This window comes from Robertmurraya mangrovi (assembly GCF_034427655.1).
Taxonomy (GTDB): Bacteria; Bacillota; Bacilli; order Bacillales; family Cytobacillaceae; genus Robertmurraya_A; species Robertmurraya_A mangrovi.
Map to the genome: position 1 here is coordinate 125411 of NZ_JAXOFX010000002.1, position 26876 is coordinate 152286.

23 protein-coding genes, 1 other RNA gene and 1 other annotated feature are annotated in these 26876 nt (G+C 36.8%); of the genes, 20 read left to right on the plus strand and 4 right to left on the minus strand.

Annotation, left to right across the window (positions count from 1 at the left end; genetic code table 11):
* Positions 1–27 precede the first annotated feature (27 nt).
* Positions 28–1590 carry a stage V sporulation protein B gene (gene spoVB / locus SM124_RS03680; protein ID WP_322445388.1) on the minus strand — a complete coding sequence of 521 codons (1563 nt, stop codon included), beginning with the start codon at positions 1588–1590 and terminating at the stop codon, positions 28–30.
* 191 nt (positions 1591–1781) lie between these two features.
* Here spoVB and SM124_RS03685 point away from each other — a divergent pair, with 191 nt between their 5' ends.
* From SM124_RS03685 to dtd, 8 genes are all read left to right on the plus strand, one after another.
* On the plus strand, positions 1782–2078 hold the full coding sequence (locus SM124_RS03685; protein WP_322445389.1) for a post-transcriptional regulator: 297 nt from the start codon (positions 1782–1784) through the stop codon (positions 2076–2078).
* A 413-nt stretch (positions 2079–2491) separates the two neighbouring features.
* Positions 2492–4765, plus strand: a complete 2274-nt coding sequence (gene secDF, locus SM124_RS03690; protein ID WP_322445390.1) for a protein translocase subunit SecDF — start codon at positions 2492–2494, stop codon at positions 4763–4765.
* A 137-nt stretch (positions 4766–4902) separates the two neighbouring features.
* Entirely contained in the window at positions 4903–5829 is a 927-nt protein-coding gene (locus SM124_RS03695; RefSeq protein WP_322445391.1) for a cation diffusion facilitator family transporter, read from the plus strand.
* 27 nt (positions 5830–5856) lie between these two features.
* Positions 5857–6183 carry a LapA family protein gene (locus tag SM124_RS03700; protein ID WP_322445392.1) on the plus strand — a complete coding sequence of 109 codons (327 nt, stop codon included), beginning with the start codon at positions 5857–5859 and terminating at the stop codon, positions 6181–6183.
* 131 nt (positions 6184–6314) lie between these two features.
* Positions 6315–8675 carry a single-stranded-DNA-specific exonuclease RecJ gene (recJ, locus tag SM124_RS03705; protein WP_322445393.1) on the plus strand — a complete coding sequence of 787 codons (2361 nt, stop codon included), beginning with the start codon at positions 6315–6317 and terminating at the stop codon, positions 8673–8675.
* Positions 8666–9178: an adenine phosphoribosyltransferase gene (locus SM124_RS03710; RefSeq protein ID WP_322445394.1), complete on the plus strand. Its 513-nt coding sequence runs from the start codon at positions 8666–8668 to the stop codon at positions 9176–9178. The genes recJ and SM124_RS03710 overlap by 10 nt, the downstream gene beginning before the upstream one ends.
* 412 nt (positions 9179–9590) lie before the next feature.
* Positions 9591–11786, plus strand: a complete 2196-nt coding sequence (locus SM124_RS03715) for a RelA/SpoT family protein (RefSeq protein WP_322445395.1) — start codon at positions 9591–9593, stop codon at positions 11784–11786.
* A gap of 10 nt (positions 11787–11796) precedes the next feature.
* Complete coding sequence (gene dtd / locus SM124_RS03720; protein WP_322445396.1) at positions 11797–12237, plus strand: D-aminoacyl-tRNA deacylase; 441 nt, start codon at positions 11797–11799, stop codon at positions 12235–12237.
* Between the two features lie 86 nt (positions 12238–12323).
* On the opposite strand, the gene SM124_RS03725 is transcribed toward dtd, so the two are convergent.
* A complete protein-coding gene (locus SM124_RS03725; RefSeq protein WP_322445397.1) occupies positions 12324–14117 on the minus strand; it encodes an N-acetylmuramoyl-L-alanine amidase family protein in 1794 nt (597 codons plus the stop codon).
* 458 nt (positions 14118–14575) lie between these two features.
* Here SM124_RS03725 and SM124_RS03730 point away from each other — a divergent pair, with 458 nt between their 5' ends.
* From SM124_RS03730 to SM124_RS03750, 5 genes are all read left to right on the plus strand, one after another.
* On the plus strand, positions 14576–14752 hold the full coding sequence (locus SM124_RS03730; protein WP_322445398.1) for a hypothetical protein: 177 nt from the start codon (positions 14576–14578) through the stop codon (positions 14750–14752).
* Positions 14753–14863: 111 nt separating this feature from the next.
* Positions 14864–15104 (plus strand) — a binding site (T-box leader).
* 94 nt (positions 15105–15198) lie between these two features.
* Positions 15199–16473 carry a histidine--tRNA ligase gene (gene hisS / locus SM124_RS03735; protein WP_322445399.1) on the plus strand — a complete coding sequence of 425 codons (1275 nt, stop codon included), beginning with the start codon at positions 15199–15201 and terminating at the stop codon, positions 16471–16473.
* Positions 16474–16504: 31 nt separating this feature from the next.
* Positions 16505–18280 carry an aspartate--tRNA ligase gene (gene aspS, locus SM124_RS03740; protein ID WP_322445400.1) on the plus strand — a complete coding sequence of 592 codons (1776 nt, stop codon included), beginning with the start codon at positions 16505–16507 and terminating at the stop codon, positions 18278–18280.
* 62 nt (positions 18281–18342) lie between these two features.
* A non-coding RNA gene (gene ssrS, locus SM124_RS03745) (6S RNA) lies at positions 18343–18527 on the plus strand.
* Positions 18528–18899: 372 nt separating this feature from the next.
* The gene (locus tag SM124_RS03750) at positions 18900–19667 is read left to right on the plus strand and encodes a tRNA threonylcarbamoyladenosine dehydratase (protein ID WP_322445401.1); all 768 of its coding nucleotides are present in this window, start codon (positions 18900–18902) and stop codon (positions 19665–19667) included.
* Positions 19668–19697: 30 nt separating this feature from the next.
* Here SM124_RS03750 and SM124_RS03755 read toward each other — a convergent pair whose 3' ends face one another.
* A complete protein-coding gene (locus SM124_RS03755) occupies positions 19698–20225 on the minus strand; it encodes a Myb-like DNA-binding domain-containing protein (protein ID WP_322445402.1) in 528 nt (175 codons plus the stop codon).
* A gap of 214 nt (positions 20226–20439) precedes the next feature.
* On the opposite strand from SM124_RS03755, the gene SM124_RS03760 reads away from it, so the two are divergent.
* The 5 genes from SM124_RS03760 to SM124_RS03780 are packed head-to-tail and all read left to right on the plus strand — an operon-like array spanning position 20440 to position 24167.
* Complete coding sequence (locus tag SM124_RS03760) at positions 20440–21207, plus strand: hypothetical protein (protein WP_322445403.1); 768 nt, start codon at positions 20440–20442, stop codon at positions 21205–21207.
* A gap of 6 nt (positions 21208–21213) precedes the next feature.
* A complete protein-coding gene (locus tag SM124_RS03765; protein ID WP_322445404.1) occupies positions 21214–21594 on the plus strand; it encodes a GntR family transcriptional regulator in 381 nt (126 codons plus the stop codon).
* Positions 21587–22279 carry an ABC transporter ATP-binding protein gene (locus SM124_RS03770; protein ID WP_322445405.1) on the plus strand — a complete coding sequence of 231 codons (693 nt, stop codon included), beginning with the start codon at positions 21587–21589 and terminating at the stop codon, positions 22277–22279. The genes SM124_RS03765 and SM124_RS03770 overlap by 8 nt, the downstream gene beginning before the upstream one ends.
* A gap of 15 nt (positions 22280–22294) precedes the next feature.
* Positions 22295–23215, plus strand: coding sequence for an ABC transporter ATP-binding protein (locus SM124_RS03775; RefSeq protein ID WP_322445406.1), 921 nt, complete (start codon positions 22295–22297; stop codon positions 23213–23215).
* Positions 23208–24167 carry an ABC transporter permease gene (locus tag SM124_RS03780; RefSeq protein ID WP_322445407.1) on the plus strand — a complete coding sequence of 320 codons (960 nt, stop codon included), beginning with the start codon at positions 23208–23210 and terminating at the stop codon, positions 24165–24167. The genes SM124_RS03775 and SM124_RS03780 overlap by 8 nt, the downstream gene beginning before the upstream one ends.
* 108 nt (positions 24168–24275) lie before the next feature.
* Here the strand turns inward: SM124_RS03780 and SM124_RS03785 are convergent, their stop codons facing one another.
* Complete coding sequence (locus SM124_RS03785; RefSeq protein WP_322445408.1) at positions 24276–25547, minus strand: replication-associated recombination protein A; 1272 nt, start codon at positions 25545–25547, stop codon at positions 24276–24278.
* 230 nt (positions 25548–25777) lie between these two features.
* Here SM124_RS03785 and SM124_RS03790 point away from each other — a divergent pair, with 230 nt between their 5' ends.
* Together SM124_RS03790 and cymR are read left to right on the plus strand one after the other, a co-directional pair.
* Entirely contained in the window at positions 25778–26458 is a 681-nt protein-coding gene (locus SM124_RS03790; RefSeq protein WP_322445409.1) for a YczE/YyaS/YitT family protein, read from the plus strand.
* Complete coding sequence (cymR, locus tag SM124_RS03795; RefSeq protein WP_322445410.1) at positions 26455–26874, plus strand: cysteine metabolism transcriptional regulator CymR; 420 nt, start codon at positions 26455–26457, stop codon at positions 26872–26874. The genes SM124_RS03790 and cymR overlap by 4 nt, the downstream gene beginning before the upstream one ends.
* The last annotated feature ends 2 nt before the right edge of the window (positions 26875–26876 follow it).

Here is a 26876-nt window from a genome sequence, read left to right on the forward strand (position 1 = left end):
TCGCTAAACGGGACGCTTGCGCTTTTCTTATCTGAAAACAAGTTTTGATAGAGGTCCACCAATACGTGGAATACGTTTAACATCATCTTTTTTAATTAAACCTAACATTAAAATTAAGATCAAATACACAAAGGATATTAGTAATGTCGCAATTAGTACTTTAATCGAAATCGACATATTACTTGAGAGTTGGTGAAACAACCAATATCCACTATAGCCTGAGGCGCCCATAACTAAAAATGTTTTTATATAGTCTCTTATATAGAATGTAAAGGAAATTCTTTTTAAGACCGTTGCAAAATGTAGGAGCGTAGTTAGTAAAATCCCAACTACAATGCCTAATGCTGCTCCGTTTATTCCAAGACTGGCTTGAGAAGCTAATGCAAAGATGACAGCTGTTTTTACAATATTTCCGATTAAACTATTGATCATGGCAGCCCTAGCTAAGTTTAAAGCTTGTAAGGTCGCTTGTAAGGGGCCTTGATAATAATAGAACAAGAAGAAGGGAGCCATAATTTTAATGAAAATTGCCCCACTAGTAGATCCATACATGACATTCATTAATGGATCTGCAAGTACATAAAGAATCACTACTGCTAAGCCACCCGTTAAAAATACAAACTTTAAAGCTTGTTGAAGGCGATATTCAATTAATTTTTTATCATTTTTTGAATTAGCTTCACTAATCGCTGGTACAAGAGAAGTTGATAGTGAATAGGTGACAAACGATGGTAGAAACAATAAGGGCATGGCAAATCCAGTTAATGAACCATACTGTTTAGTAGCTTCTACAGCTGCCACTCCTGCAATGGCTAGTCCATGGGCAACAACAATAGGCTCGAAAAACCAGGAGATGGAACCAATCATTCTACTTCCGGTTGTAGGCAGAGCAACATTCATTAATTCTTTAAAGGTGGATTTACCTTCTTTAACCTGTTTAAAAAACTTTTTTCTTAAAGGGAATTTCTTCTTTATTTTAAAAGTGGTCATTAAGTAAGCCAATGAGATTAATTCTCCAATAACCGATGCAAACATAGCACCCGCTGCTGCATATTCCACCCCATAAGGTAGAAACATTTTAGTCATGACCGCAATTAGCGTAATTCGTGCAACTTGCTCTAGTACTTGTGAGTAAGCAGCTGGTTTCATATTTTGTCGACCCTGGAAGTACCCTCTAATAACAGAAGATATGGCAACAATCGGCACAATTGGAGCAATCGCTAATAAAGGTAAATGTGTTCTAGGGTCTGTAAATAATGTTTCAGCTAAATATGGTGCAAGTATAATTAACGCTGGTGTAAATACAAGAGAGAGAGAAATGGTGGTAGCTAACGAGACAACAAGTATTTGTTTGACCTTTTTGAAATCCCCTCTTGCTTCAGCTTCTGCTACGTTCTTTGAAATAGCAACCGGCAAGCCTATTTGGGTTATTGTGATGACTAGAATTAGGGTCGGAAACGCCATCATATATAAACCGACACCTTCTTCCCCAATAAAACGGGCAATCACAATGCGGTTAATAAATCCTAGTACCCTAGTTACTAAACCGGCAATTAATAATATAATGGTCCCTTTTAAAAACTTAGACATCCCACTCCCTACCTTCTACGAACATACAAATTTCGGGTGAATTTTATACCAGTATGAAAACTAATCACGTATTCATAAAATAAGAGCCTTTATGAAATGGCCTCAATCATATACAATTAACTATATGCATCTATGTGGACAAAGCATGACAAGTTAAATAATTTTTTTATCTTAAGTAGGAGGGGCTGAACATGAAAATCGGCCATAAGTACGATTGTTTTCGCGATACGGTACAACCTGCATTAGTAAGTAAGTTAGAAGAGTTTCGTCTGCTTGGATATGACACCATAACTGAAACGTCATTATGGGAGTTTTTAATGAAGAAAAAATGGAAGAAAACTCAGGAGGATAAGAAGCTTTTTGAAGTGGTTCAAGATATTATGTCTGTAGATATTGGGGAATTTATGAATTTCACTACCATTCAAGCCTTTAAAATGGATGAATTCTCTTTTGCTAATGAAGAAGAACGCAGAGAATTATTGAAATAATCAAATTTTTAAAAAATATTCTTTTTTAGTATTATATTCCTGTGGTTTTTTCGAGATTTATTTGTAAATCTAGTGAGAATAGACTAAGAATAATAAAGTTTTATCAACTTGGATCGGTTTGTTGTACTAATTTCTTCCTTTTTTCTAGTATAGTAATTTTATTTCTTAAAAAGACAAATTGACAGTATTTCCAAACTGTTTCATAATGAGAATATTGGCCATGTCTAGTCATTATAATAGCTAGACAATGTTATTATACTAATAGGCATTATTATTCATTGTTACATCTAAATCTTATTTCTAGTTACACAATAGAGCTTGAATGTACATATTTAGTGACAGTGAATCGCTCATTAGTTATTTATTTAAATTTTTGAGAGTCATGGGATAAGTTTAAGGAGGATTTACGCATAATGGTAAAGCGCAGTCGGATTGTTGCCTTCTTGTTAATCATTCTTACTATTGGAAGTATGATGGGGCTAACAACAAATAGCATCTTGAACAATATTAAACTTGGATTGGATCTTCAAGGTGGATTTGAAATACTTTATGAAGTTTCCCCAATACAAGACGGTGGTAAAGAGCAAAAAATAGACAAAGAAATGCTAGCAGCTACGGCGGAAGCCCTCGATAAAAGGATTAACGTTCTAGGCGTAAGTGAGCCAAATATCCAAATTGAAGGTGAAAATCGTATCCGTGTTCAGCTTGCTGGAGTGGATGATCAAAATAAAGCTCGTGAAATTCTTTCTACAGAAGCAAACCTTTCATTTCGTGATGCAAATGACGTAAAAAAAATGGATGGAGCTGACCTAGTAGAAGGTGGAGCGAAGCAAACGTTTGATGAGCAAGGTAAACCAAGTGTTTCCCTTAAATTAAAAAGTGCTGATAAATTTAGAACAGTAACTGAAGAAATTGTTAACATGGCTCCAAATAATCAATTAGTTATTTGGTTAGATTTTGAAGAAGGTAAAGATTCTTATCAACAAGAATTAACAAAACAAAAACCTAAGTTTATCTCTAATCCAAATGTAAGCCAAATCTTTAATCAGGATACGGTTTCCATTGTTGGTAACTTTACTGTAGATGAAGCAAAAACGTTAGCTTCATTATTAAATGCTGGAGCTTTACCAGTTAATTTGGATGAAGTGTACTCTACATCTGTTGGAGCAAAATTTGGTGAACAAGCGATGGAGAAGACCATCCTAGCTGGTATCGTGGGAATCGCAATCATCTTCTTATTCATGATTGTGTACTATCGTTTCCCAGGTTTCATTGCTACCATTACTCTATCGATTTATATTTATTTAATTTTACTAGTATTTGATTGGATGAATGGTGTCTTAACTCTACCTGGTATCGCTGCCCTAATTCTAGGTGTCGGGATGGCCGTTGATGCGAACATCATTACGTATGAACGTATCAAAGAAGAATTAAAGGTTGGTAGGTCAGTCAAAGCTGCATTCCAAGCGGGTAGTAAAAACTCTTTCTCAACAATTTTTGACGCTAATATCACTACGATTTTAGCTGCGGTTGTATTATTCGCATATGGGACAAGCTCTGTTAAAGGGTTTGCAACGATGTTAATTCTTAGCGTATTAGCTAGTTTTATCACAGCCGTATTTGGCTCAAGACTACTCCTAGGCTTATGGGTAAACAGTCGTTTCCTAAATAAAAGAGTTTCTTGGTTTGGTATAAAGCAAAGTGAAATAAAAGATATTGCAGAGAACTATGATACACTTGATTTGCCTACTAAATTTGATCGCTTTGACTTTGTAGGCTCAAGAAATAAATTTTTCATCATATCAGGTGTCTTAATTACATTAGGTTTCATTCTGTTGGCTGTATTCCGATTAAACCTCGGAATTGATTTCACAAGTGGAACTCGTATCGAGTTATTATCTGAAAAGGCTTTAACTACCCAAGAAGTTAAAGATGAATTAACAAAAGTGAATCTTGAAACAAATGACATCGTTATTTCAGGTGAAAATAAAGAAATTGGTGTTGCTAGGATTAAAGACGTAATGACTAAAGAAGAAATCGCTACTTTAAAGCAGCATTTCAAAGATGAATTTGGAGCTGAACCTAACGTAAGTACGGTATCTCCTACTGTTGGTAAGGAACTTGCTGAAAATGCTATCTATGCTGTTGCTCTTGCAGCTATAGGGATTATTATCTATGTAGCCTTTAGATTTGAGCTTTATATGGGATTAGCAGCAGTAATTGCTCTACTCCATGATGCGTTCTTTATTATTGCATTCTTTAGTATTACAAGACTTGAAGTGGACTTAACATTTATCGCAGCAGTATTAACGATTGTTGGTTATTCGATAAACGATACGATTGTTACGTTCGACCGTATTCGTGAGAATTCACAACGTAAAAAACGTTTCAAAACGGTTGAAGATATCGCAGAAGTAGTAAATGTTAGTTTACGTCAAACATTAGGTCGATCAGTAAATACTGTTTTAACAGTTATTATTGCTGTAGTTGGCTTACTAGTACTAGGTAGTGAAACCATTCAAAACTTCTCGTTTGCCCTATTAGTAGGTTTAATTGCTGGTACTTATTCTTCATTATTCATTGCAGCCCAATTATGGTTTGTATGGAAAAAAAGAGAGTTAGCAAAAAAAGGTACGATTGTTACTGTTAAAGAAAAAGCAAAAATTTCAGACGAACCACAAGTCTAACCGTAGGATTTCCTACGGTTTTTTCTTTTACCTTAGGAAAAACTATCTTTAAAAGCGGGAGAAATAATGCCAAATTATGTTCAAGATGTCTTTTTAGGTTACACTATATGTATCTACACTTGAAGGGAAGGTTTCATTTGGAGAAAGATGTGCGTTTTAAAAAGGCAGAGTTCGCCGCAATGGTTGGTGTTGTTGTAAATATTGTTTTAACAATCATTAAATGGGGAGTCGGAGTTTATTCCGGAAGCCGAGCTTTAGTGGCAGATGCCGTCCATTCTGCTTCTGACGTTGCTGGTTCACTCGCGGTTTACATAGGATTAAGAGCAGCTAAACAACCACCTGATGAGGACCATCCATATGGTCATGGAAAAGCTGAATCTATTGCTGCCATCATTGTGGCAGTACTTTTATTATTAGTTGGAGTTGAAATAGGAAGATCATCTTTCGAATCATTTTTCCATCCGATCGAACCTCCAAAGACCATTGCGGTGGCAGCAGTTATTCTATCTATTGTTTCAAAAGAAATTTTGTTTCGCTATAAATTCAAATTGGGTAAGAAGTTAAATAGTGAGGCATTAATAGTAAATGCTTATGAACATCGGTCGGACGTTTACTCCTCGATTGCAGCGTTAGTTGGGATTGGGGCTGCAATTATTGGTGGTAAGTTAGATATTGAATGGTTAGAATATGCGGACCCGGTTGCTGGTTTACTCGTTTCCATTTTAGTAATTAAAATGGCATGGACCTTAGGAAAAGAATCGATTCATAATACGATGGATCACGTTCTCCACGAAGAGGATACATTAGAGTTAAGAAAAATAGTCGAAGAAGTGGAAGAAGTTAAGAAACTGGATGAACTGCATGCTCGTGAACATGGACACTATGTGATTATTGATTTGAAGATATCAGTTGATCCGCATATGACTGTAGAAGAGGGACATCGAGTAGGTAAAAAAGTTAAATCTAAATTAATGGAACAAAAACATGTAGAAAATGTATTTGTTCATATTAATCCCTATAATCCTAACAATGGAAATACGAACGATGAAATTGATATTACTTAATCCATTGTGAGTTAGGAGAGAAACATCATGAAGTTTCAGTGGACACTTATCTTTGGGATTGTTTTTGCATTAATTGTAGCGATTTTTGCGGTTATTAATGTAGAACCTGTACAAGTTAATTATCTTTTCGGTCAAAGTCAATGGCCGCTTATATTAGTCATATTAAGTTCCGTTTTAATGGGTGGTTTAATTATAGGTTCAGTCGGATTAGTGCGGGTGTATGCATTGCAAAAAAATCTAAAGGCATTATCAAAGGAAAATCAACATTTAAAAGCGGAGTTGAAATTACAGGCTACAAAAGGAGATTCAAATAAACCTTCTCCTAACAAAGTTGATGAAAAAGGCAGCAGATAAGCTGTCTTTTTTATATAATTGAAGTTTTTTTCTCTAAAAATTAACTATTATGCTACAGTGCTTTTTTCAAATATCTTTCATTGAAACGGTGAAACACCTCTTGTATAATAGAAAAGCTAAGGGGTGAACGTATGTTAAAGGCAAAAACACGTTGGGTCGTTCGACAAACCAACCAAGAATTAGTCGGTCAACTCGTTAATGAATTAAACATAACTCCTCTTGTAGCTTCGTTACTTGTAAATCGCGGAATTAATACTGTCGATTCAGCACGGTATTTTTTATTTGATAAAGATCAGACCTTCCATGATCCGTTTCTATTATTATTTATGGACGTGGCAGTTGAACGAATAAAAGAGGCGATAGAAAAGCAAGAGCCTATCCTCATATTTGGGGATTATGATGCGGACGGAGTAACAAGTACCTCAGTTATTATGATTGCACTGCAGGAGTTAGGAGCAAACGTGCAGTTTTATATTCCTAACCGTTTTACAGAGGGATATGGACCAAACGAAAATGCTTTTAGACTAGCTGCAGAAAATGGAATCCGTCTAATTATTACTGTTGATACAGGGATATCAGCGATACATGAAGCAAAAATAGCGAAAGAACTTGGAATAGATTTAATTATTACAGACCACCATGAACCTGGTCCTGAACTTCCTGAGGCGTTAGCAATCATTCATCCTAAGCTTGAAAATAGCCCTTATCCTTTCCGTGATTTAGCAGGCGTTGGGGTGGCTTTTAAACTAGCACATGCATTATATGGAAAAGTTCCGGAACATTTGCTAGACCTTGCGGCAATTGGAACAATCGCTGACTTAGTTCCTCTAAATGGTGAAAACCGTTTAATTGCCAAAAGAGGCATTAGAAAGTTAAAAAGCACGGAAAGAGTCGGATTAAAATCTTTGTTTAAGCTAACAGGAGTCGAGGCAGGATCTGTTGATGAGGAAACAGTAGGTTTTATCATAGCTCCTAGACTTAATGCTGCAGGAAGGTTAGATCATGCCGAACCAGCCGCTCGTTTACTTCTAACACAAGATGTTCTTGAAGCAGAATTGATTGCTGAGGAAATTGATCAACTGAATAAAGAGAGACAAGCTATTGTTAATGCAATTTCTGAAGAAGCGATAAAAATGGTGGATGAGCATTATCCTATTGAGAAAAATCCGGTCATTGTTATTGGTAAACAAGGATGGAATCCAGGGGTCATTGGAATTGTTGCATCAAGACTTGTAGAAAAGTATTATCGTCCTGCCATTGTGTTAAGCTTTGATGAGGAAAAGAATTTAGCTAAAGGGTCAGCCAGAAGTATTGCAGGTTTTGATTTATTTAAAAACTTGTCTACTTGTCGTGAGATTCTCCCTCATTTTGGAGGACACCCAGCAGCTGCGGGGATGACCCTTCAACTAAGTGATGTGGACGATCTTCGTAATCGTTTAACGGTTCTTGCTAATGAGCAGCTAACCGAGGACGATTTTGTTCCTATTACTCAGCTAGATGGAGAAGTGGAACTCAAGGATATTCCGATTAGTGCAATTGAAGAAATGCAATTGCTCTCTCCATTTGGTATGAATAATCCCAAACCAAAAGTTTTAGTAAAAGATACGAGTATTTCCCAAATCCGTAAAATTGGTGCAGATCAAAACCATTTAAAAGTGGCCATTGAGAAAGAAGGAGTCACACTTGATGGAATCGGGTTTGGACTAGGGTATGTATTTGAACAAATATCTCCTTACTCAAAACTCTCGGTAATTGGAGAATTATCCATCAATGAGTGGAATAATATCCGTAAACCACAAATCTTTCTTGAAGACTTAGCTGTCCAAGATTGGCAGTTATTTGATTACCGTGGTCTAAAACGTACCCAGAAATTGATTGATATGGTTCCGAATGGAAAATGGATTGTTTTTAATAAAGAGTTTAATCAAACTATTTTCCATACGTTATTAGATCAAATCATTCTTGTAGAATCGGAGGAAGATGCAATCAAGTTAGACTTAGCGAATGAACATGTTGTGCTACTTGATTTGCCTCCGTCAAAAAAAATAGTAGAACTACTGTTTGAAGGGAAAACTCCAGGTAGAATCTACGTGCATTTTTATAAAAAAGACAGTGATTTCTTTAGCACAATGCCTACTCGAGAACATTTCAAATGGTTTTACGCATTTCTGTCCAAAAAGGCTCCTTTTGATATAAAAAGGTATGGAGATGATTTGGCTAAATATCGTGGATGGACAAGGGAAACAATCGACTTCATGTCCGAGGTGTTTTTTGAGTTGGATTTTGTTAAAATAAACAATGGATTTATTTCCTTGAATACTGGTATGAATAAACGAGATTTAACAGAGTCAATCACATACCAACAAAAGGTTGCACAATTTACTCTTGAAAATGATTTATTATATTCTTCCCATCAGCAATTAAAGAGTTGGTTTGATGGATTATTTCAAGGGTCGGTTAATATTGAGGAGGCAGTTGAAGAATGGATTTAAAGCAGTATATTACAATCGTTGAAGATTGGCCAAAACCAGGGATCAAATTTAAAGATATTACGACATTAATGGACAACGGGGATGCATATAGATATGCAACAGATCAAATTGTGGCATATGCTCGTGAAAAAGATATCGACTTAGTTGTCGGACCAGAAGCACGAGGATTTATCATTGGATGTCCGGTTGCTTATTCTTTAGGCGTTGGCTTTGCACCTGTAAGAAAAGAGGGCAAGCTTCCTCGTGAAACGGTTAAAGTAAATTACGGTTTAGAATATGGGAAAGACGTTTTAACCATCCATAAAGATGCGATAAAACCAGGCCAACGTGTCTTAATTACAGATGACCTATTAGCAACTGGTGGTACGATTGATGCAACAATCAAGCTAGTAGAACAACTAGGTGGAGTCGTAGCTGGAATTGCATTCTTAATCGAGCTTACTTATTTAGATGGTCGTGACAAACTAGACGGTTATGATATCCTAACATTAATGCAATACTAATTTGAAAAAGCGCTCTCGGGCGCTTTTTTGTTTTAGGTTTTTATATGTTTTCAATTTCCTTTCTGGATGCATAATATAGTAGCCAAAGGTTTCAAGCTGAGTCTAAGGCTAGAATACTCATTCAAAATAATTAGAATACTCTTTTTATAGGTATAAAAAGCTAGGTAATAGACACATTTCGACAAGTTTTTTGATTTTCCCAGAAAAATAACAACCAATCTCTTTACATATCCACTTTTTTTTTCGATAATAGTAACAATCGTTCTAATTTAATAGAAGCTTTTTTCTAATGATAGGTATAAAAAAAGACTCAATTAATTTAGAATGATAAAAGAATAGAGGTAGAGGAATTCTTTCCTGAGAATTCATTAATATAGTATGAAATAAAAAAATGGGAATAAAAGGTGATTACATGGCGAACGATCAGGTGTTGACCGCCGAACAAGTCATCGACAGGACGAAAAAGTATTTGAATGATGAGAATGCCAATTTTGTTAGAAGAGCATATGAATTCGCTAAGCATTCCCATCGTGAACAATACAGAAAATCTGGTGAACCGTATATCATCCATCCTATACAAGTTGCTGGTATACTAGCTGACTTAGAAATGGACCCATCAACGGTTGCAGCTGGTTTTCTTCACGATGTCGTTGAAGATACAGATGTCACTCTAAAGGATATTGAAGATGCTTTTGGAAAAGAAGTGGCAATGTTAGTCGATGGTGTAACAAAGCTTGGAAAAATTAAATATAAATCTCAAGAAGAACAGCAGGCAGAAAACCACCGTAAAATGTTCGTCGCAATGGCTCAGGATATTCGAGTAATTTTGATTAAGCTTGCTGACCGTCTTCATAATATGAGAACGTTAAAACATCTACCTGCTGAAAAGCAACGGAGAATTTCTAATGAAACGCTTGAAATATTTGCCCCATTAGCTCATAGATTAGGGATTTCAAAAATTAAGTGGGAGCTTGAAGATACAGCTCTTCGATATTTAAATCCACAGCAATACTACCGCATTGTTAACTTAATGAAGAAAAAGCGTGCGGAACGTGAGCAGTATTTAGAAGATGTTATAGAAGAAATGAAAAACAGTATGAATGAAGTTTCTATTAAGAACGAAATTTCAGGTAGGCCAAAGCATATTTATAGCATTTATCGAAAAATGGCTATTCAAAATAAACAATTTAATGAAATCTATGACCTACTAGCTGTGCGAATTATCGTTAATAGTATTAAGGATTGCTATGCTGTATTAGGAATTATTCATACATGCTGGAAACCAATGCCGGGTCGTTTTAAAGATTATATTGCGATGCCTAAACCAAACATGTATCAGTCTTTACACACGACTGTTATTGGTCCAAAAGGTGATCCACTAGAAGTTCAAATTCGAACGTCTGAAATGCATAAAATTGCTGAATTTGGTATCGCCGCACACTGGGCTTACAAAGAAGGCAAAACGGTTAATGAAAGTGCATCATTAGAGGAAAAGTTAACTTGGTTCCGTGAAATTTTAGAATTCCAAGATGATACAGCGAATGCAGAAGAATTTATGGAATCGCTCAAGATCGATTTATTCTCAGACATGGTCTTTGTTTTTACACCAAAAGGTGATGTAATTGAACTTGCCTCAGGTTCGGTACCAATTGATTTTGCCTACCGAATTCACTCTGAAATTGGTAATAAAACGATCGGTGCTAAAGTAAATGGAAAAATGGTTACCCTGGATTACAAGTTAAAAACGGGTGATATTGTTGAAATTTTAACTTCAAAACACTCTTATGGACCTAGTCAAGACTGGTTAAAACTAGCTCAAACTTCTCAGGCGAAAAATAAAATCAGAGCGTTCTTTAAAAAGCAGCGTAGAGATGAAAACGTTGATAAAGGACGTGAAATGGTAGAAAAAGAAATTCGCAATATGGAGTTTGATTTAAAAGAGATTTTAACACCAGATAATATTAAAAGTGTGGTAGAGAAGTTTAATTTTGCTAATGATGAAGATATGTACGCCGCAGTTGGCTATAATGGTGTAACTGCCCTTCAAGTTGCAAACCGCTTAACAGAGAAGTGGCGTAAAAAACGTGACTTAGAACAAAATACAACGATTACGAACGCAGTATCCGAACTTAAATCGTTCCCAGCTACGAAAAGACGCGAGTCAGGGGTTCGTGTTTCTGGTATAGATAATTTACTAATACGTTTAAGCCGTTGTTGTAATCCAGTACCTGGTGATGAAATTGTTGGTTTTATTACAAAGGGTAGAGGGGTGTCTGTTCACCGTGCTGATTGTACGAATATTGATACAGCAGATGCCCAGGCTAGACTCATTCCTGTTGAATGGGAAACTGGTTTAAATGACCGCAAAGAATACAATGTAGATATCGAGATTACTGGTTATGACCGCCGCGGTTTATTGAATGAGGTACTACAAGCTGTAAACGAAACAAAAACCAATATTTCAGCAGTAACAGGTCGTTCTGATCGTAATAAGATGGCAACCATTATCATGTCTATTTCTATTGTTAATGTTAGCCATTTGCAAAAAGTGGTTGAAAGAATTAAACAAATATCTGAGATTTACTCAGTAAGAAGAATGATGAACTAAGGAGCTTCACATGCGAGTTGTTTTACAAAGAAGTAAAGAGGCTAGTGTAACGGTTGCTGGTGAAATCATTGGGCAAATTTCAAAGGGCTTTGTATTGTTAGTTGGGGTCACTCATGAAGACAAGGTAGAAGACGCGGACTACCTAGCAGATAAGATTTCCAATCTTCGTGTTTTCGAGGACACTGAAGGTAAAATGAATCTCTCTTTACTAGAGGTTGGAGGCGAAATCTTGTCCGTTTCTCAGTTTACTTTGTATGGTGACTGCCGAAAAGGGAGAAGACCAAACTTTATGGATGCCGCCAAGCCAGACCACGCTGTTCAGATTTACGAGGCTTTTAACCGTGCTTTAGAAGCTAAAGGCATTCACGTCGAAACAGGTGAATTTGGGGCTATGATGGACGTTAAATTGACCAATGATGGCCCAGTAACGTTAATTTTAGAAAGCAAGTAATGAATGCAGTCCTTTTTGGGCTGCTTTTATTTTTCGATTTTTTTAGTGAAAAATGGAGCTTGCAAAATACAAGCTCCACCAAAGTACTAATTATTATTCCATTCTTTGAAATAGGTAACCAATCCTTGATAAATTCCTTCAGCTGCTCGTTCTTGATATTGGGAAGAGATTACTAATGATTCCTCACTAGGATTACTCAAATATCCAAGCTCAAGTAGAACAGAACTACGACTGTTTTCTCGAAGTACATAGTAATCACCGAAGCGAACATTTCGGTTATTCAGTTTGACTTGAGAAACCGTTTGATTGTGTATATGTGTTGCTAAGGACTTTTGATAAGAGTGATAATAGTAACTTGTCATCCCTTTTACTGATGAATCGCCGATGCTATCGTAATGGATACTAATGAAGGCATCAGCATTGTGATAGTTTGACATATTCACTCTTGAATTTAGTGACAAATACGAGTCACTGTTTCTAGTTAATATGACTTTTGCACCTGTCCCTTTTAATTTCTCATAGAGTAAAGTAGCTGTTTGAAGTGTTAAGCTTTTTTCAATTGTACCTTTCACTCCAGTAGTTCCGTTGTCTCTTCCACCATGTCCAGGATCAATCACAATGGTTTTATTCTTCAAGTAACTACTTGCGCCAGGCTTTTCTACTTGTGGGGCTGGCCCGTTCACAGAGACAATCCATCCTGCAACATAACCAGACTTACCATTCTCAAGCTTAATCTCATACCACTGATCTTTTAAGCTAACAACCGGAAAAGTCTCACCACTACTAGCAATTTTACTAATAATCGTGTTAGTATTAGGACCCGTTCTGATGTTAGTCCCATCATGAAGAATAGTAATCGTACTCTTCTGAATTTGATCCTTGGAAGATGAGGATTTTGGATAAGCTTTGTCCAAATACCAACTAGCAATCCATCCGTATGTACCTGATTTTATTTCAACTTTTGCCCAACTATTGATTTCTTCAACTATTTTAAAGGATTGGCCCTTAGAGACTGTCCCTATGACTTTTGCATTCAATGAACCGCTTTGTCTTACATTGATTTTATTAGCTGTCACTGTGCCGTATATTCCTGAAGGATTTTTCTTTTTAGGTTGAGTAGTTTCCTCTTGGATGGGATTATTAATCTTGTTTGAATCCCCCGACTCTATTTGGACATACTCTCCACTAATCCAGGCTTTGTTGCCTTGATATTGGATTTCAATCCATTGAGTTTGAGTGGAAATGATTTGGATTGTGTCACCTTTATTTAACTTTCCAACGATAGAACCCTGTGTGGAAGGAGTACTTCGAACATTAAGTGAATCAGTTAGTATGGTACCTTTTTTGGTGGTACTTGTACCATTTTTCTTCGTACTAGGCTGTGCAGAAGTTTCTATTGTTAAAAACTCTTTAGCTACCCAACCTTGTCCATTTTTCGTGTCAACTTTAACCCAGTCCCCGTTTGTTTGGATTACTGTTACTTGCTCACCAGTTGTTAGCGTAGTAACAACATTATATGAGGTTCCTGGACCTGAGCGTAACCTTAAACCACTTGTACTCACCGTGGCATTGGTTGAATTTCCGCTTGTAAAAGTAGGAGCAACTGTTTTCGTCACTAGCCAGTTTGCCACCCACCCTGTTTTTCCCGGAGAAACTTGAACGTAAAGCCAGTCTCCTTCTTCCTTTAGCAACTTCAATTGATCGCCCTTCTTCACTTTACTAACCACTTTGTAGCTAAGCCCAGGGCCTTCCCTAACATTAATTAAATCAGAGCTAATCGCTACCGTCCCACTTACCGCATGTGTAGAGGTCGGAAATCCAATCATAGATAAACCCAAAATCAAACATAGTAGAACTAATAATTGTTTTCTTTGAAACAAGCAGTTCCCTCCTTTCGTTCATCTAAGGGGTTCAAAAGGGAATGTCCAACTCACTTAATCCACTCCAGCTGGACAAGCTGACTATAATCTTTTCGCTACTAAAAACCATATCCCTTCTAATCATAACGTTTTTTTCTCTTCAAGTTTAGACAGACTTTTTACTTAATTAACGTTTTTAATTAATTTTTTTACTAAAATGCCTACAATCTAGAGTGCACTGAGTTGATTGGAACGGAGGCCACTTGACTCCAGCGGGATGTAGAGGTAATGGGAGACCCCACAGGCGGTACGCCGAGGAGGCTCCCATACCTCCCCGCGGAAATCAACGGTCATTATACATAGAACCAATAAAAATAATTCTGTTTAGCCCTAAAAAGAAATTAACTATAAAACCCTGTAAATTTTATTGAATTGTGGGAACAATAGTTAAGACTAAAAGAACGAAAGGTGATCAAACGATGAGGTTTAGTGAAAAAGGAACATCAATTCAAGGTGGAGACAACCAGCTTTTTGGAGTAGACTTTCACGATTTTATTCAAAAAGAACAAAACTTAGGAATGGTAGAACTAGCATCAGAATTCGGACTTTCCATCGGTGATGTTAGAAAACTAAAGAAAAAGCTTGAACGCAATTAATTCAGACAAAACAAAATTAGACATGATTAGTTAATATCAGACTTTTTATAAAGTTTTCTTGACATTATAAAAGATGGTTCGTATTATTATATAAATAATAAACACGATTATTTATAACCGATGATGGAGAAGAGTAGTTTTGACCCACGTGACAAGAGAGGAAATGTCGTTGGCTGAAAGCATTTCTACATGTTGACTAAACGAAAGAACACTCCGTAGGCTTCTCTCTGAAAAAGAACTTATTCTTTAGTAGGAGAAGGACGTTCACAGGCGTTAACTGTTTAAGTGGAAATAGGTTTTTTACTATTTCAATTAGGGTGGCACCACGGGAATCATAACTCTCGTCCCTTGTATGTTAAGTACAAGGGATGGGAGTTTTTTTATTGCTCTTTTTACCTTAACACTTAATGAAACATACATAGATCGTATTGTATAGGAGGATTTTCATGAATATTCATATCCCTAGAGGAACCCAGGATATCTTGCCAGGAGAAGTAGAGAAATGGCAACTTATTGAAAAAAAAGCACGTGAACTTTGTGAGAAATTTCAATACAAAGAGATTCGTACACCCATTTTTGAACACACGGAACTGTTTTTAAGAAGTGTTGGGGATACAACAGATATCGTTCAAAAGGAAATGTATACTTTTCAAGACAAGGGGGACCGCAGCTTAACACTTCGCCCAGAAGGAACGGCTTCAACCGTTAGATCCTTTGTGGAAAATAAAATGTTTGGCTATGCTGATCAACCTGTAAAGCTTTTCTACATGGGACCTATGTTCCGTTATGAACGTCCTCAAGCCGGTCGTTACCGCCAATTTGTTCAGTTTGGTGTAGAAGCATTAGGAAGCGCAGATCCGGCAATCGATGCTGAAGTAATTGCTCTTGCAATGTCTATCTATCAATCACTAGGTTTAAAACAATTAAAACTGATTGTTAACAGTCTGGGAGATAAAGAAAGTCGACAAGCTCATAAAGATGCATTAATTAACCACTTTAAGCCGAGAATAGAGGAATTTTGTTCTGATTGCCAAAATCGATTAGAGAAAAATCCAATGCGTATATTAGATTGTAAAAAAGATCGTGAACATGAATTAATGAAGTCTGCACCATCCATCCTTGATTTCTTAAATGAAGATTCGAAAAAGTATTTTGATAAAGTTCAAAAATACTTAACAGACTTAGATATTAAGTTTGAAGTCGATCCAAATCTTGTTCGTGGCCTAGATTACTATAACCACACTGCATTCGAAATTATGAGTGAGTCAGAAGGTTTTGGAGCGATCACGACACTTTGTGGTGGAGGCCGCTACAACGGACTAGTTGAAGAGCTTGGGGGACCTGAAACTCCTGGAATTGGCTTTGCCTTTAGTGTGGAAAGGTTTATTGCGGCATTAGGTGCTGAAAAAATTGACCTACAGATGGATGAAGGAATTGATTGTTACTTAGTTTCCCTAGGAGAAGAAGCGAAAGATTATACAGTAGGCTTATTACACAAACTTCGCAGAGAAGGATTTTCGGCTGAAAGAGATTATCTTGACAGAAAAATTAAGACTCAATTCAAAGCAGCTGATCGTCTAAAAGCTAAGTATGTAGCCGTTTTAGGTGAAGACGAATTAAAAGCAAACAAAATTAACTTAAAATCGATGGAAACTGGTGAGCAAAAAGAGGTTCCATTAGATTCTTTTGTAGAAGAATTCAAGTCTATTGTTAAACATTAAATTGAATAAGGAATTAGAGGAGGGTCACACAATGTACGGCAGAACGTATTTTTGCGGGGAAGTTACTGAAAAAGCAATAGGTGAAAAAGTTATTTTAAAAGGTTGGGTACAAAAACGACGTGATTTAGGAGGACTTATCTTTATCGACCTACGTGACCGCACAGGAATCGTCCAAGTCGTTTTTAACCCTGAAGTATCGGGAGAGGCTCTTGCAACAGCAGAGAAAATCAGAAATGAATACGTTCTAGATATTGAAGGCACAGTTATTGCTCGTGAAGGTGCAACAGTAAACGAAAGCCTTAAAACAGGTAAAGTTGAAATTAAAGCTGAAAAAGTGACGATTATTAATGAGGCAAAAACACCTCCATTTGTTATTGCAGACAAAACAGACGTATCAGAGGATGTACGTTTAAAATATCGTTATTTAGATTTGCGACGTCCAGTAATGTTTGAAACGTTTAAAATGCGCCATCAAGTAACAAAAGTAATTAGAAATTTCTTAGATCGTGAAGGATTCCTGGACGTTGAAACACCAATCTTAACAAAAAGTACTCCAGAGGGAGCTCGTGACTACTTAGTACCAAGCCGTGTTCATCCAGGTGAGTTCTATGCACTACCTCAATCACCACAAATTTTTAAGCAGTTAATGATGGTTGGTGGATTTGAACGTTATTATCAAATTGCACGCTGTTTCCGTGACGAGGATTTACGTGCAGACCGTCAGCCTGAATTTACACAAATTGATATTGAAACAAGTTTTATGAGCCAAGATAACATCATTTCATTAATGGAACAAATGATGAAGGAAATGATGCTAGAAGTGAAGGGGCTAGAAGTTCAAACTCCTTTCCCACGTATGCCTTACCAAGAAGCAATGGCTAGATATGGTTCTGACAAACCGGATACTCGTTTCGAAATGGAGCTAGTTGACCTTTCTGAAATCGTGAAAGACTCAAGCTTTAAAGTCTTTGCTGGAGCAATTTCTTCAGGTGGTCAAGTAAAAGCAATCAATGTAAAAAATGGAGCGGCTAAGTACTCACGAAAAGATATTGATGCCCTAACAGAATTTGTAGCAAGATATGGAGCAAAAGGTCTTGCTTGGTTAAAAGCGGAAGAAGATGGACTAAAAGGACCTATACTTAAGTTTGTGACTGAAGAAGAGCAAGAGGGAATTACAGCTGCTTTATCCGTTGAGCAAGGTGACTTACTACTATTTGTTGCAGATAAAACTAATGTAGTGGCCGATGCTCTTGGTGCACTTCGCTTAAAGCTAGGTAAAGAGCTAGAATTAATTGATCTTTCGAAGTTTAACTTCTTATGGATTACGGATTGGCCGTTATTAGAGTACGCTGAAGAAGAAGGTAGATACTATGCGGCACACCATCCTTTCACTATGCCAGTAAGAGAAGATTTAGAAATGCTTGATTCTAACCCAGGAGCTGTTCGAGCACAAGCTTATGACTTAGTATTAAATGGTTACGAACTTGGTGGGGGTTCTCTACGTATTTTTGAAAGATCGGTACAGGAGAAAATGTTCAGCGTATTAGGCTTTACTGAAGAGGAAGCAAGGGAACAATTTGGATTCCTTCTTGAAGCATTTGAATATGGAACCCCTCCACATGGTGGAATTGCACTTGGACTAGATCGTTTAGTCATGCTACTTGCAGGTAGAACAAACTTACGTGATACCATTGCATTCCCTAAAACAGCAAGTGCGAGTGATTTATTAACTGATGCTCCAGGTGAAGTAAGTAACGCTCAATTAGACGAACTCCATCTTTCACTAAATATTAAAAAAGATGAGTAATTACCTATTTTTGCAACCTTGATTTAGGTAAGTCTCATATGCTATTATACAGTCAATAGAAAAGAGTCCTGATGTGTTCGTAGTACCACCTAAAGTTTTGACCAACATTATTTCTACGGGAGTTCGAGTTTCTGAAGCAGCGTAAATGCCTTTGGCTTAGGAATTACAAAAGCTCAGAACAGAACACCCACCTGCTGAGTGCGGGTTCAAAACTAGGAACAAAAACGACGGCACAATTGGGACTCTTTTGTTACATACGTTAACTAAAACCATGCTACTAAAAGCGTGGTTTTTTTGTATTATTATAAGGATTGTTGCTGTTACCAACCTTTGAAGCACTGAGTGTATTGCAGCGGAAGGCACTTGACTCCTGCGGGAAATAGAGGAAAGGTCGAGACCCCACAGACGGAACGGCGAGGAGGCTCGACTTCCTCCCCGCGGAAAGCAAGTGCCTGGAGCGGAAAGGAACGGACAAACTATAGAAAACAGTCAAATAAAAAAAGTCACTAATTCCTATAGTGATACTTGTTTTTAAATGAAAGTATGATATATTCATTATCGGGTAATACATAAGAAGAATTAAAATAGAAATAATAATTCATTTGGAGTTGATATATAGATGTTGCATCAGTTTTCAAGAAATGAACTTGCAATTGGTGAAGAAGGCTTAAATAAGCTGAAAGGTTCTACCGTAGCAGTCCTTGGGATTGGCGGCGTAGGTTCCTTCTCGGCTGAGGCTTTAGCTCGCTCTGGAGTAGGTCGCTTAATTTTAATCGATAAAGACGATGTTGATATTACCAATGTAAATCGTCAAATTATCGCGTTGCTTTCAACAGTCGGCAGACCGAAAGCTGATTTAATGAAAGAACGCATTATGGACATCAATCCTGAGTGTGAAGTTATAGCACTAAAAATGTTCTATACAGAAGAAACATACGAGCAAATTTTTGAATATGGATTAGATTTCGTTGTTGATGCTTCCGATACGATTTCTTATAAAATTCACTTAATAAAAGAATGCTTAAAACGTAATATCCCAATGATCTCAAGTATGGGTGCGGCAAATAAAATGGATCCAACTCGTTTCCAAATAGCTGATATCTCAAAAACACATACGGATCCAATCGCAAAAGTGATACGTACTCGTCTTCGTAAAGAAGGAATTAGAAAAGGAGTTCCAGTTGTTTTTTCTGATGAGAGCCCAATTGTGATTCGAGAAGATGTAAGAAAAGTAGTTGGTAAAGATGAAGCCGTAATTAGAAAGGCTAAGATGCCACCTTCATCGAATGCTTTCGTCCCTTCTGTTGCTGGTTTAATAATGGCCAGTCACGTTGTAAAAGAAATCCTCAGTGATATAAAAATTAGTCGAGTAAAAGACGAAATCTAAGAAGGTCGGACTTTAATGTCCGACCTTTTGCTAATGCACCATATTCCCTCTAAGTAGCTCATCATCCATACCTTTAAACAATTTCGCTAATGCCTCATATTTCTCGCGTAACTGTTTGAAAGAAAGTAACTTTTCCTCATAAAGTTGTTCAAGTTCCCTCTGTTTGTCGGAAAGCAATTGATGCTCTTCCTTTAATCCTTTATTTTCATATTCCATTTGGATGCCTTCGTTTTGCTTATTATAGTCAATTAAAAATTGAATGACATCATCTAATTGAATAGACTCAAGCTCACTATGATTGGTTTCTATAACCATGAGTTCTGTGCACAATGATTCTTCTTTCTGGTCGGAGCTTACTTCCTTAATATGATTTATTTTCATTTTATGTTTTAACTGTCTATTCCAACGGTACGCACAAGCCGTTACGGTTCTACCTAATACATCACTAGCTTTCCTATAGGCTGAAGCTTTGCTATCGCCATTTTGTGTATATTCCATTACGGTTTCGTATAAAAATTGATCATCTTCCTCTGTCCATGCATCTTTCCTAGTTTTCAAGGTATCACTTCCCCTAGGCTTTTTTCTTATCGTCACCGAACAGCATAAAAGTATACGATGTTAAAGCTTTGTAACTACTGGAATCGGTGGAGGAGGTTGACAGATAATTAAAATTCAAAAAAATGTAAAATGGGGTTTGCGTTTTGTTTTGTATTAGTGTACTATCTAACTAGAACACTAAAACAGTGATACGGTATGTTTGGAGGTTATAGAGATGGATGCTTTTAAAGGTCTATATAAAAAGGAATTACTTATTTCTAGGCATTTATTTTTTACCGGGTTAGGTTTGTTAATATTAGCGTTTATAGGAGGAATTGGATTAGGAAGGTTATTTGAAGAACCAACTGTATTTTCAGTTGTTACATTCTTAACCCTTTCTGTTCATGTTTTATATATCCCGGGATTTTTACTATCAACATTAACTATTGAGGGTAAAAGTCAGCTCTGGCTTCATAACCCAAATAGTGGAGTGACTTTATTCATGGCTAAGCTTGCTGCAGCGATTACTTACTTCATTATCTCAATCGTAATAAACATAGTTATTTCAGGAATTGCCATATCAAGAGTGGATTTTAATGATGAATACTTTTTCTTTAAGGGAAGTATTTTTGGGCAACTAAGCTTTATGGGTTGGGGAGTCCTTTTAACATCTATATATTTAGGGATTTGGATGATCTTTTATTGGACTTTATTTCAGACGATGAAAAACATCCCCATTATAAATAAATTCCGTTGGTGGGTCATTATTATCATCTGGTTTGGTATTAGCAGTATAAGTCAATATATTCGCAATCTTCCTTTTTACAAAAACATAAGTGAACTTAAGGTAGTAGATATTACTACGATTTGGGGAACAGGACCTGGAGGATTGTTCAACCAAAGCATTGAAATCTCGATTATAACCGTTCTGTTATATGTACTGGTAGCAGTGGGAGTATTTTTTTCAGCAGTAAGGTTGTTGGAACGGAAAGTTGAGGTGTAGGTATAAATGGGAGAAGAATTCCACGCTTCAAAGCCGATTTATCTACAAATTGTTGATAAAATAAGTCAACAAATTGTAAGGAACGAGATAAAACCTGGGGATAAACTTCCATCTGTTCGAGAGATGGCTGTCCAAACGGGGGTTAATCCCAATACCATTCAAAGAACTTATAGTGAGCTAGAAAGGATGGCTATTGTGGAGACTAAACGAGGGCAAGGGACGTTCGTATCAGAAAAAAGTGAAATTATTACTGAATTAAAAAGTCAAATGCAGACTGACATTATCGCGGATTTTGTAAACAATATGCGGGAACTTGGCTTTACGGAAGAGGATATGATTGCTGGCTTAAAGCGGTACATGCTTGAAAAGGGGAATCGTCATGATTGAATTCGTGAATGTAAGCAAGAAATATGGAAAGGATTTGTCTTTATCAAATGTTTCATTTTCATTGGAGAAAGGAAAAATCTACGGACTGCTAGGACCTAATGGGAGTGGAAAATCGACAACACTAAAAATGATAGCAGGATTAGTTCTACCATCGAGTGGTACGGTTACCGTTAATGGTAAGAAAGCAGGTAGAAAAATCGCAAATGAAGTGGCATATTTGACGGAACTTGATATGTATTATGAGCCATTTACTGTTCAAGATATGATTGATTTTACCGCTTCTCAGTTTAAAGATTTTGATATGGAAAAAGCAAACGAATTAATGGGTTTTATGAAACTGGATACTAATAAAAAATTAAAACAGTTATCTAAAGGAAACCGCGGCCGATTAAAACTAGTTTTGGCATTGGCACGAAAAACCTCTGTTCTTCTTCTTGATGAACCTTTTTCAGGGTTAGATCCATTGGTAAGAGAATCGATTGTAACAGGGCTTTTAAAATATATAGATTTTGAAACTCAAACAGTTATTATCGCTACACATGAAATTGATGAAATTGAATCACTATTAGACGAAGTTCTTGCCATAAAAGACGGAGAAATTATTGCGATGAAACATGTTGAGCAAATAAGAGAAGAGCAACGATTGTCTGTTCTTGAATGGATGAAACAAACATTTAAAGAGTGAGAGGGAGCTGCTTTTATGAATGGAGTAGTAGAAATACAGAATGTTACAAAGAAAATTAAAGGTAAAACGATCATAGATAATATTAGCTTTACAGTAAATAAAGGTGAGGTATTTGGATTTCTTGGCCCAAATGGAGCAGGGAAAACAACAACCATTCGTATGATTGTTGGGCTCATCGGAATGACTGAAGGAGACATTAAAATTGCTGGTCATAGTATAAAAAAGGATTTTGAACAGGCTGTTCGTCACATTGGAGCGATTGTTGAAAATCCAGAGATGTATAAATTTTTAAGCGGCTATGAAAACTTAGTTCATTTTGCAAGAATGTCTAAAGGCGTCACAAAAGAAAAAATTGATGAAGTGATTAAACTAGTTGGGTTAACCAATAGAATACATGACAAAGTAAAAACCTACTCACTAGGAATGAGACAACGTCTTGGTTTGGCTCAATGCTTGTTGCATGACCCTGAGGTGTTAATTTTAGATGAGCCGACTAATGGCCTTGATCCTGCCGGAATTAGGGAAATAAGAGACCATTTAAGGATGTTAGCTAGAGAAAGAAATATGGCGGTAATTGTTTCTAGTCATCTATTATCTGAAATGGAAATGATGTGTGATCGAATTGGAATCATTCAAAATGGAAAGTTAGTAGATGTTCAACTAATGACAGACTTCGTACAGGGAACGGGTAAAGCTTATGAGCTAGAAGTAGATGTTAAAGAAAAGGCAAAGGCAATCATTCAGACTATCTACCCTGATTTAGAGATTATGTTCTCTGAGAATGGTATTGTCTGTTCCTTTAGTAAAGAGGAAATTCCACGTATCGTTAAAACATTGGTTGATGGGGAAATAGCAATATATGGAATAAAAGAAGTGACAAAAACACTAGAGGATCGTTTCCTAGAAATTACTCAGGAGGACGCAGCATATGTTTAATTTGATTCGTAACGAATGTCTAAAAATATTTAAGAGGACTGGAACTTATGTAATGGTTGGTCTTCTAATCTTGTTGGTAACGGTAATGGGAGCATTTTTTAAATATCAAGATAGTAAAGGTGATGTTCCTGATAATGAGAATTGGCAACGTGGGTTGCAAATGGAAAATGAAAGTATTAAGAAAGATATAAAAGAATTGGAAGGTAACATTCCTCAAGGACAAATCAATTACTTAAAAAAGCAAGTTGCTATAAATGAATATAGAATTGAAAATGATTTATCGCCAAATTCAGAATATGCAGTTTGGGATTTTGTAAATGATGCATCCGTATTTATTGAGTTTGCGGGACTTTTTACCATTGTTATTGCTGCTGGGATAGTCGCCAGTGAATTTAACTGGGGAACCATTAAACTGTTATTAATACGCCCAATCAACCGTTCTAGGATATTAATAGCCAAATATGCTACTGTTGTTATTTTTGCTTTTATCGTTTTAACTGTTCTATTTAGTTATTCTGCACTGCTCGGGGCCCTTTTATTTGGAATACCTGAGACATCTGTTCCTTATTTAGTTTATAAAGATGGTTTAGTAACAGAACAAAACATGGTTTCACACTTAGTTATCTTCTTTGGACTAACATCCATTAATATGATTATGCTAGCTACGATGGCATTTATGATATCAGCCGTATTTAGAAGCAGTAACTTAGCTATAGGATTATCAATATTCCTTATGTTCACTGGTGGACAAATAACGTCAATGTTGGCTTCAAAATATAGCTGGGCAAAGTATATATTGTTTGCCAATACTGATTTAATCCGTTACTTTGAGGGAGTTCCTCTCGTTGAAGGAATGACCCTTACTTTCTCCATTATCATGTTATTCATTTACTTTGCCCTATTCCAATTTTTGGCGTTTTATATCTTCAAGAAGAGAGACGTGGCTGCATAATTTTTAAAGAGTACGTCCTCCCTTATAGAGGGAATTTGGATTGGGTTTGGTAAATAAGAAAGTTTAATAGAAAAACAAAAAGACCCGATATTCATATGAGTATCGGATCTATTTTCTTTTTAATAATTTCTCATAAATACCTGCTAGGGCTTGTTCAAACTTTCCTGTCTTTTTCGGCTCATAGTAAACTTTATTTTTTAGCTTATTAGGTAAGTATTGCTGTTTAACCCAACCTGACTCATAGTCATGTGGATAGAGATATTCAACACCACGCCCGAGTTCTTTTGCTCCTTTGTAATGAGCATCCTTTAAATGGTCTGGAACTTCACCGCTCTGTCCTGAGCGGATGTCAGCGATTGCAGCATCCAGGGCTTTATAAGCCGAATTAGATTTTGGTGACAAACAGAGCTCAATGACTGCGTTTGCTAATGGAATTCTTGCCTCTGGGAAACCCAGTCTCTCTGCAGACTCGATGGCTGCAAGGGTTCTTGCGCCTGCCTGAGGGCTAGCTAAACCGATATCCTCATAGGAGATGACTAGTAATCTTCTATTAATGCTGACGAGATCACCCGCTTCAATTAAGCGACCTAAATAATGAAGAGCGGCGTTGACGTCACTTCCTCTGATAGATTTCTGGAATCCAGATAAAACATCATAGTGAGCGTCTCCATCTTTGTCATGGGAGAAGCTCTTTTTCTGGATACATTCTTCCGCAACAGATAAGTCAATTTTTATTAAGCCTTCAATATCTGGTTCTGTTGATATGACCGCCAGCTCTAAAGCATTTAGTGAACTTCTAACATCCCCTCCTGACATGGTAGCGAGATGGGTTAATGCTTCATCTGAGATATCAATCTTATGTTTACCAAGCCCACGTTCTTCATCTTTAACTGCACGCATGAGCGCCTCTTTTAGTTCATTGGTTTCTAAAGGCTTTAGCTCAAAAATTTGACAGCGGCTTCTAATAGCTGGATTAATGGCATGATACGGGTTACTTGTTGTAGCTCCAATTAATACAACAGAACCATTTTCTAGGTGTGGAAGGAGTAAATCTTGTTTTCCTTTATCCAGTCGATGAACCTCGTCAAGTAGGAGGATAACCTTACCTGACATTTTTGCCTCTGCAAAAACAATTTCAAGATCTTTTTTGTTATTCGTGACCGCATTTATTGTGCGGAAAGCATATTTCGTACTTCCAGCAATGGCACTGGCAATTGATGTTTTTCCGACTCCTGGTGGTCCATATAAAATCATTGAAGAAAGTTGTTTCGCCTTTACCATACGGTTAATAATTTTTCCTTCATCAACCAAATGTTGCTGCCCGACGATTTCATCAATAGTGCGCGGTCTCATACGAAAAGCTAGTGGTTTATTGCTCATTCAAATCTCTCCAAACTTTTCTCTTAAATCTATATCAGCGAAGTATTTGTAATAAGAACCTACTCTCTAACATAACACGTAACTGGTTTTGGTTCAAAAAGATTATCCTAATCAAAACCCTACCAAATTACTAAGGATTTTGTTAAAATTTATAAAGGCTGTTTTTATATTTAATTGAGAATTTTTTAAAAGCAAATATGATTGAATTTGAATGACAGGGGAACTACAGCATGAACATTAAGAAGAAGGGTCAAGTTGGACCGAGATTTTTCATTTACTTTATTGGTTTGTTAGTTATGGCGCTGGGAATTGTTCTCCTAATAAAAGCTGATTTAGGTGCGACACCTTGGGATGTGCTCCATGTTGGTCTCTACTATCAAGTAGGACTAACGATTGGAAGCTGGTCTATAATTGTTGGAATTGTGATACTGACGATTGCTGCACTCATATCAAAAGAGTTTCCTAAAATTGGAGCATTTTTAAATATGGTGCTAGTAGGAGTATTTATTGACATGTACTTCTTAATCCCCTTTTTACAAACTCCAGACCAATTATTAGGTAAAATGCTCATGTTTTCAATAGGATTACTACTTAGTGGATATGGAATGGGTCTATATATTTCAGCACAATTTGGAGCGGGACCTAGGGATAGCTTAATGATTGCCCTAACATCTATAACTGGTTGGAAGATTAGAAATGTGCGCGCTATGATGGAACTAATTGTCCTTTTAATCGGTTGGCAACTTGGTGGCCCTGTATTTTGGGGAACCATCCTATTTAGTCTGTTCGTTGGACCGATTGCTGGTTATGCTTTACCACAGTGCCAACGCTTTACGGACAAATGGCTAGAAAAACTAAGTAAACACAAGAATATAAAAATAGAACAATCAAGCAGAGGAGCAAGTTTATGAAGATATCTACAAAAGGCCGTTATGGCTTAACGATTATGATTGAACTAGCGAAAAAGTATGGCGAGGGTCCATTATCGTTAAAAACGATTGCTCAATCAAATGACCTTTCCGAACATTATTTAGAGCAGCTTATTGCCCCACTAAGAAATGCAGGATTAGTGAAGAGTATTAGAGGAGCGTATGGTGGCTATATTTTAAGTGAAACCCCAGAAAAGATTACAGCGGGAGATATTATCCGTGTCCTTGAAGGCCCTATCAGTCCGGTAGAAGGAATTGAAGACGAGGAACCGGCAAAAAGAGAACTATGGATTAGGATACGCGATGCGGTTAAAGAGGTATTAGACAATACAACATTAGAGGATCTTGCTAGCCATTCCGATGATGGGGAGACCGATTCATATATGTTTTATATCTAGGA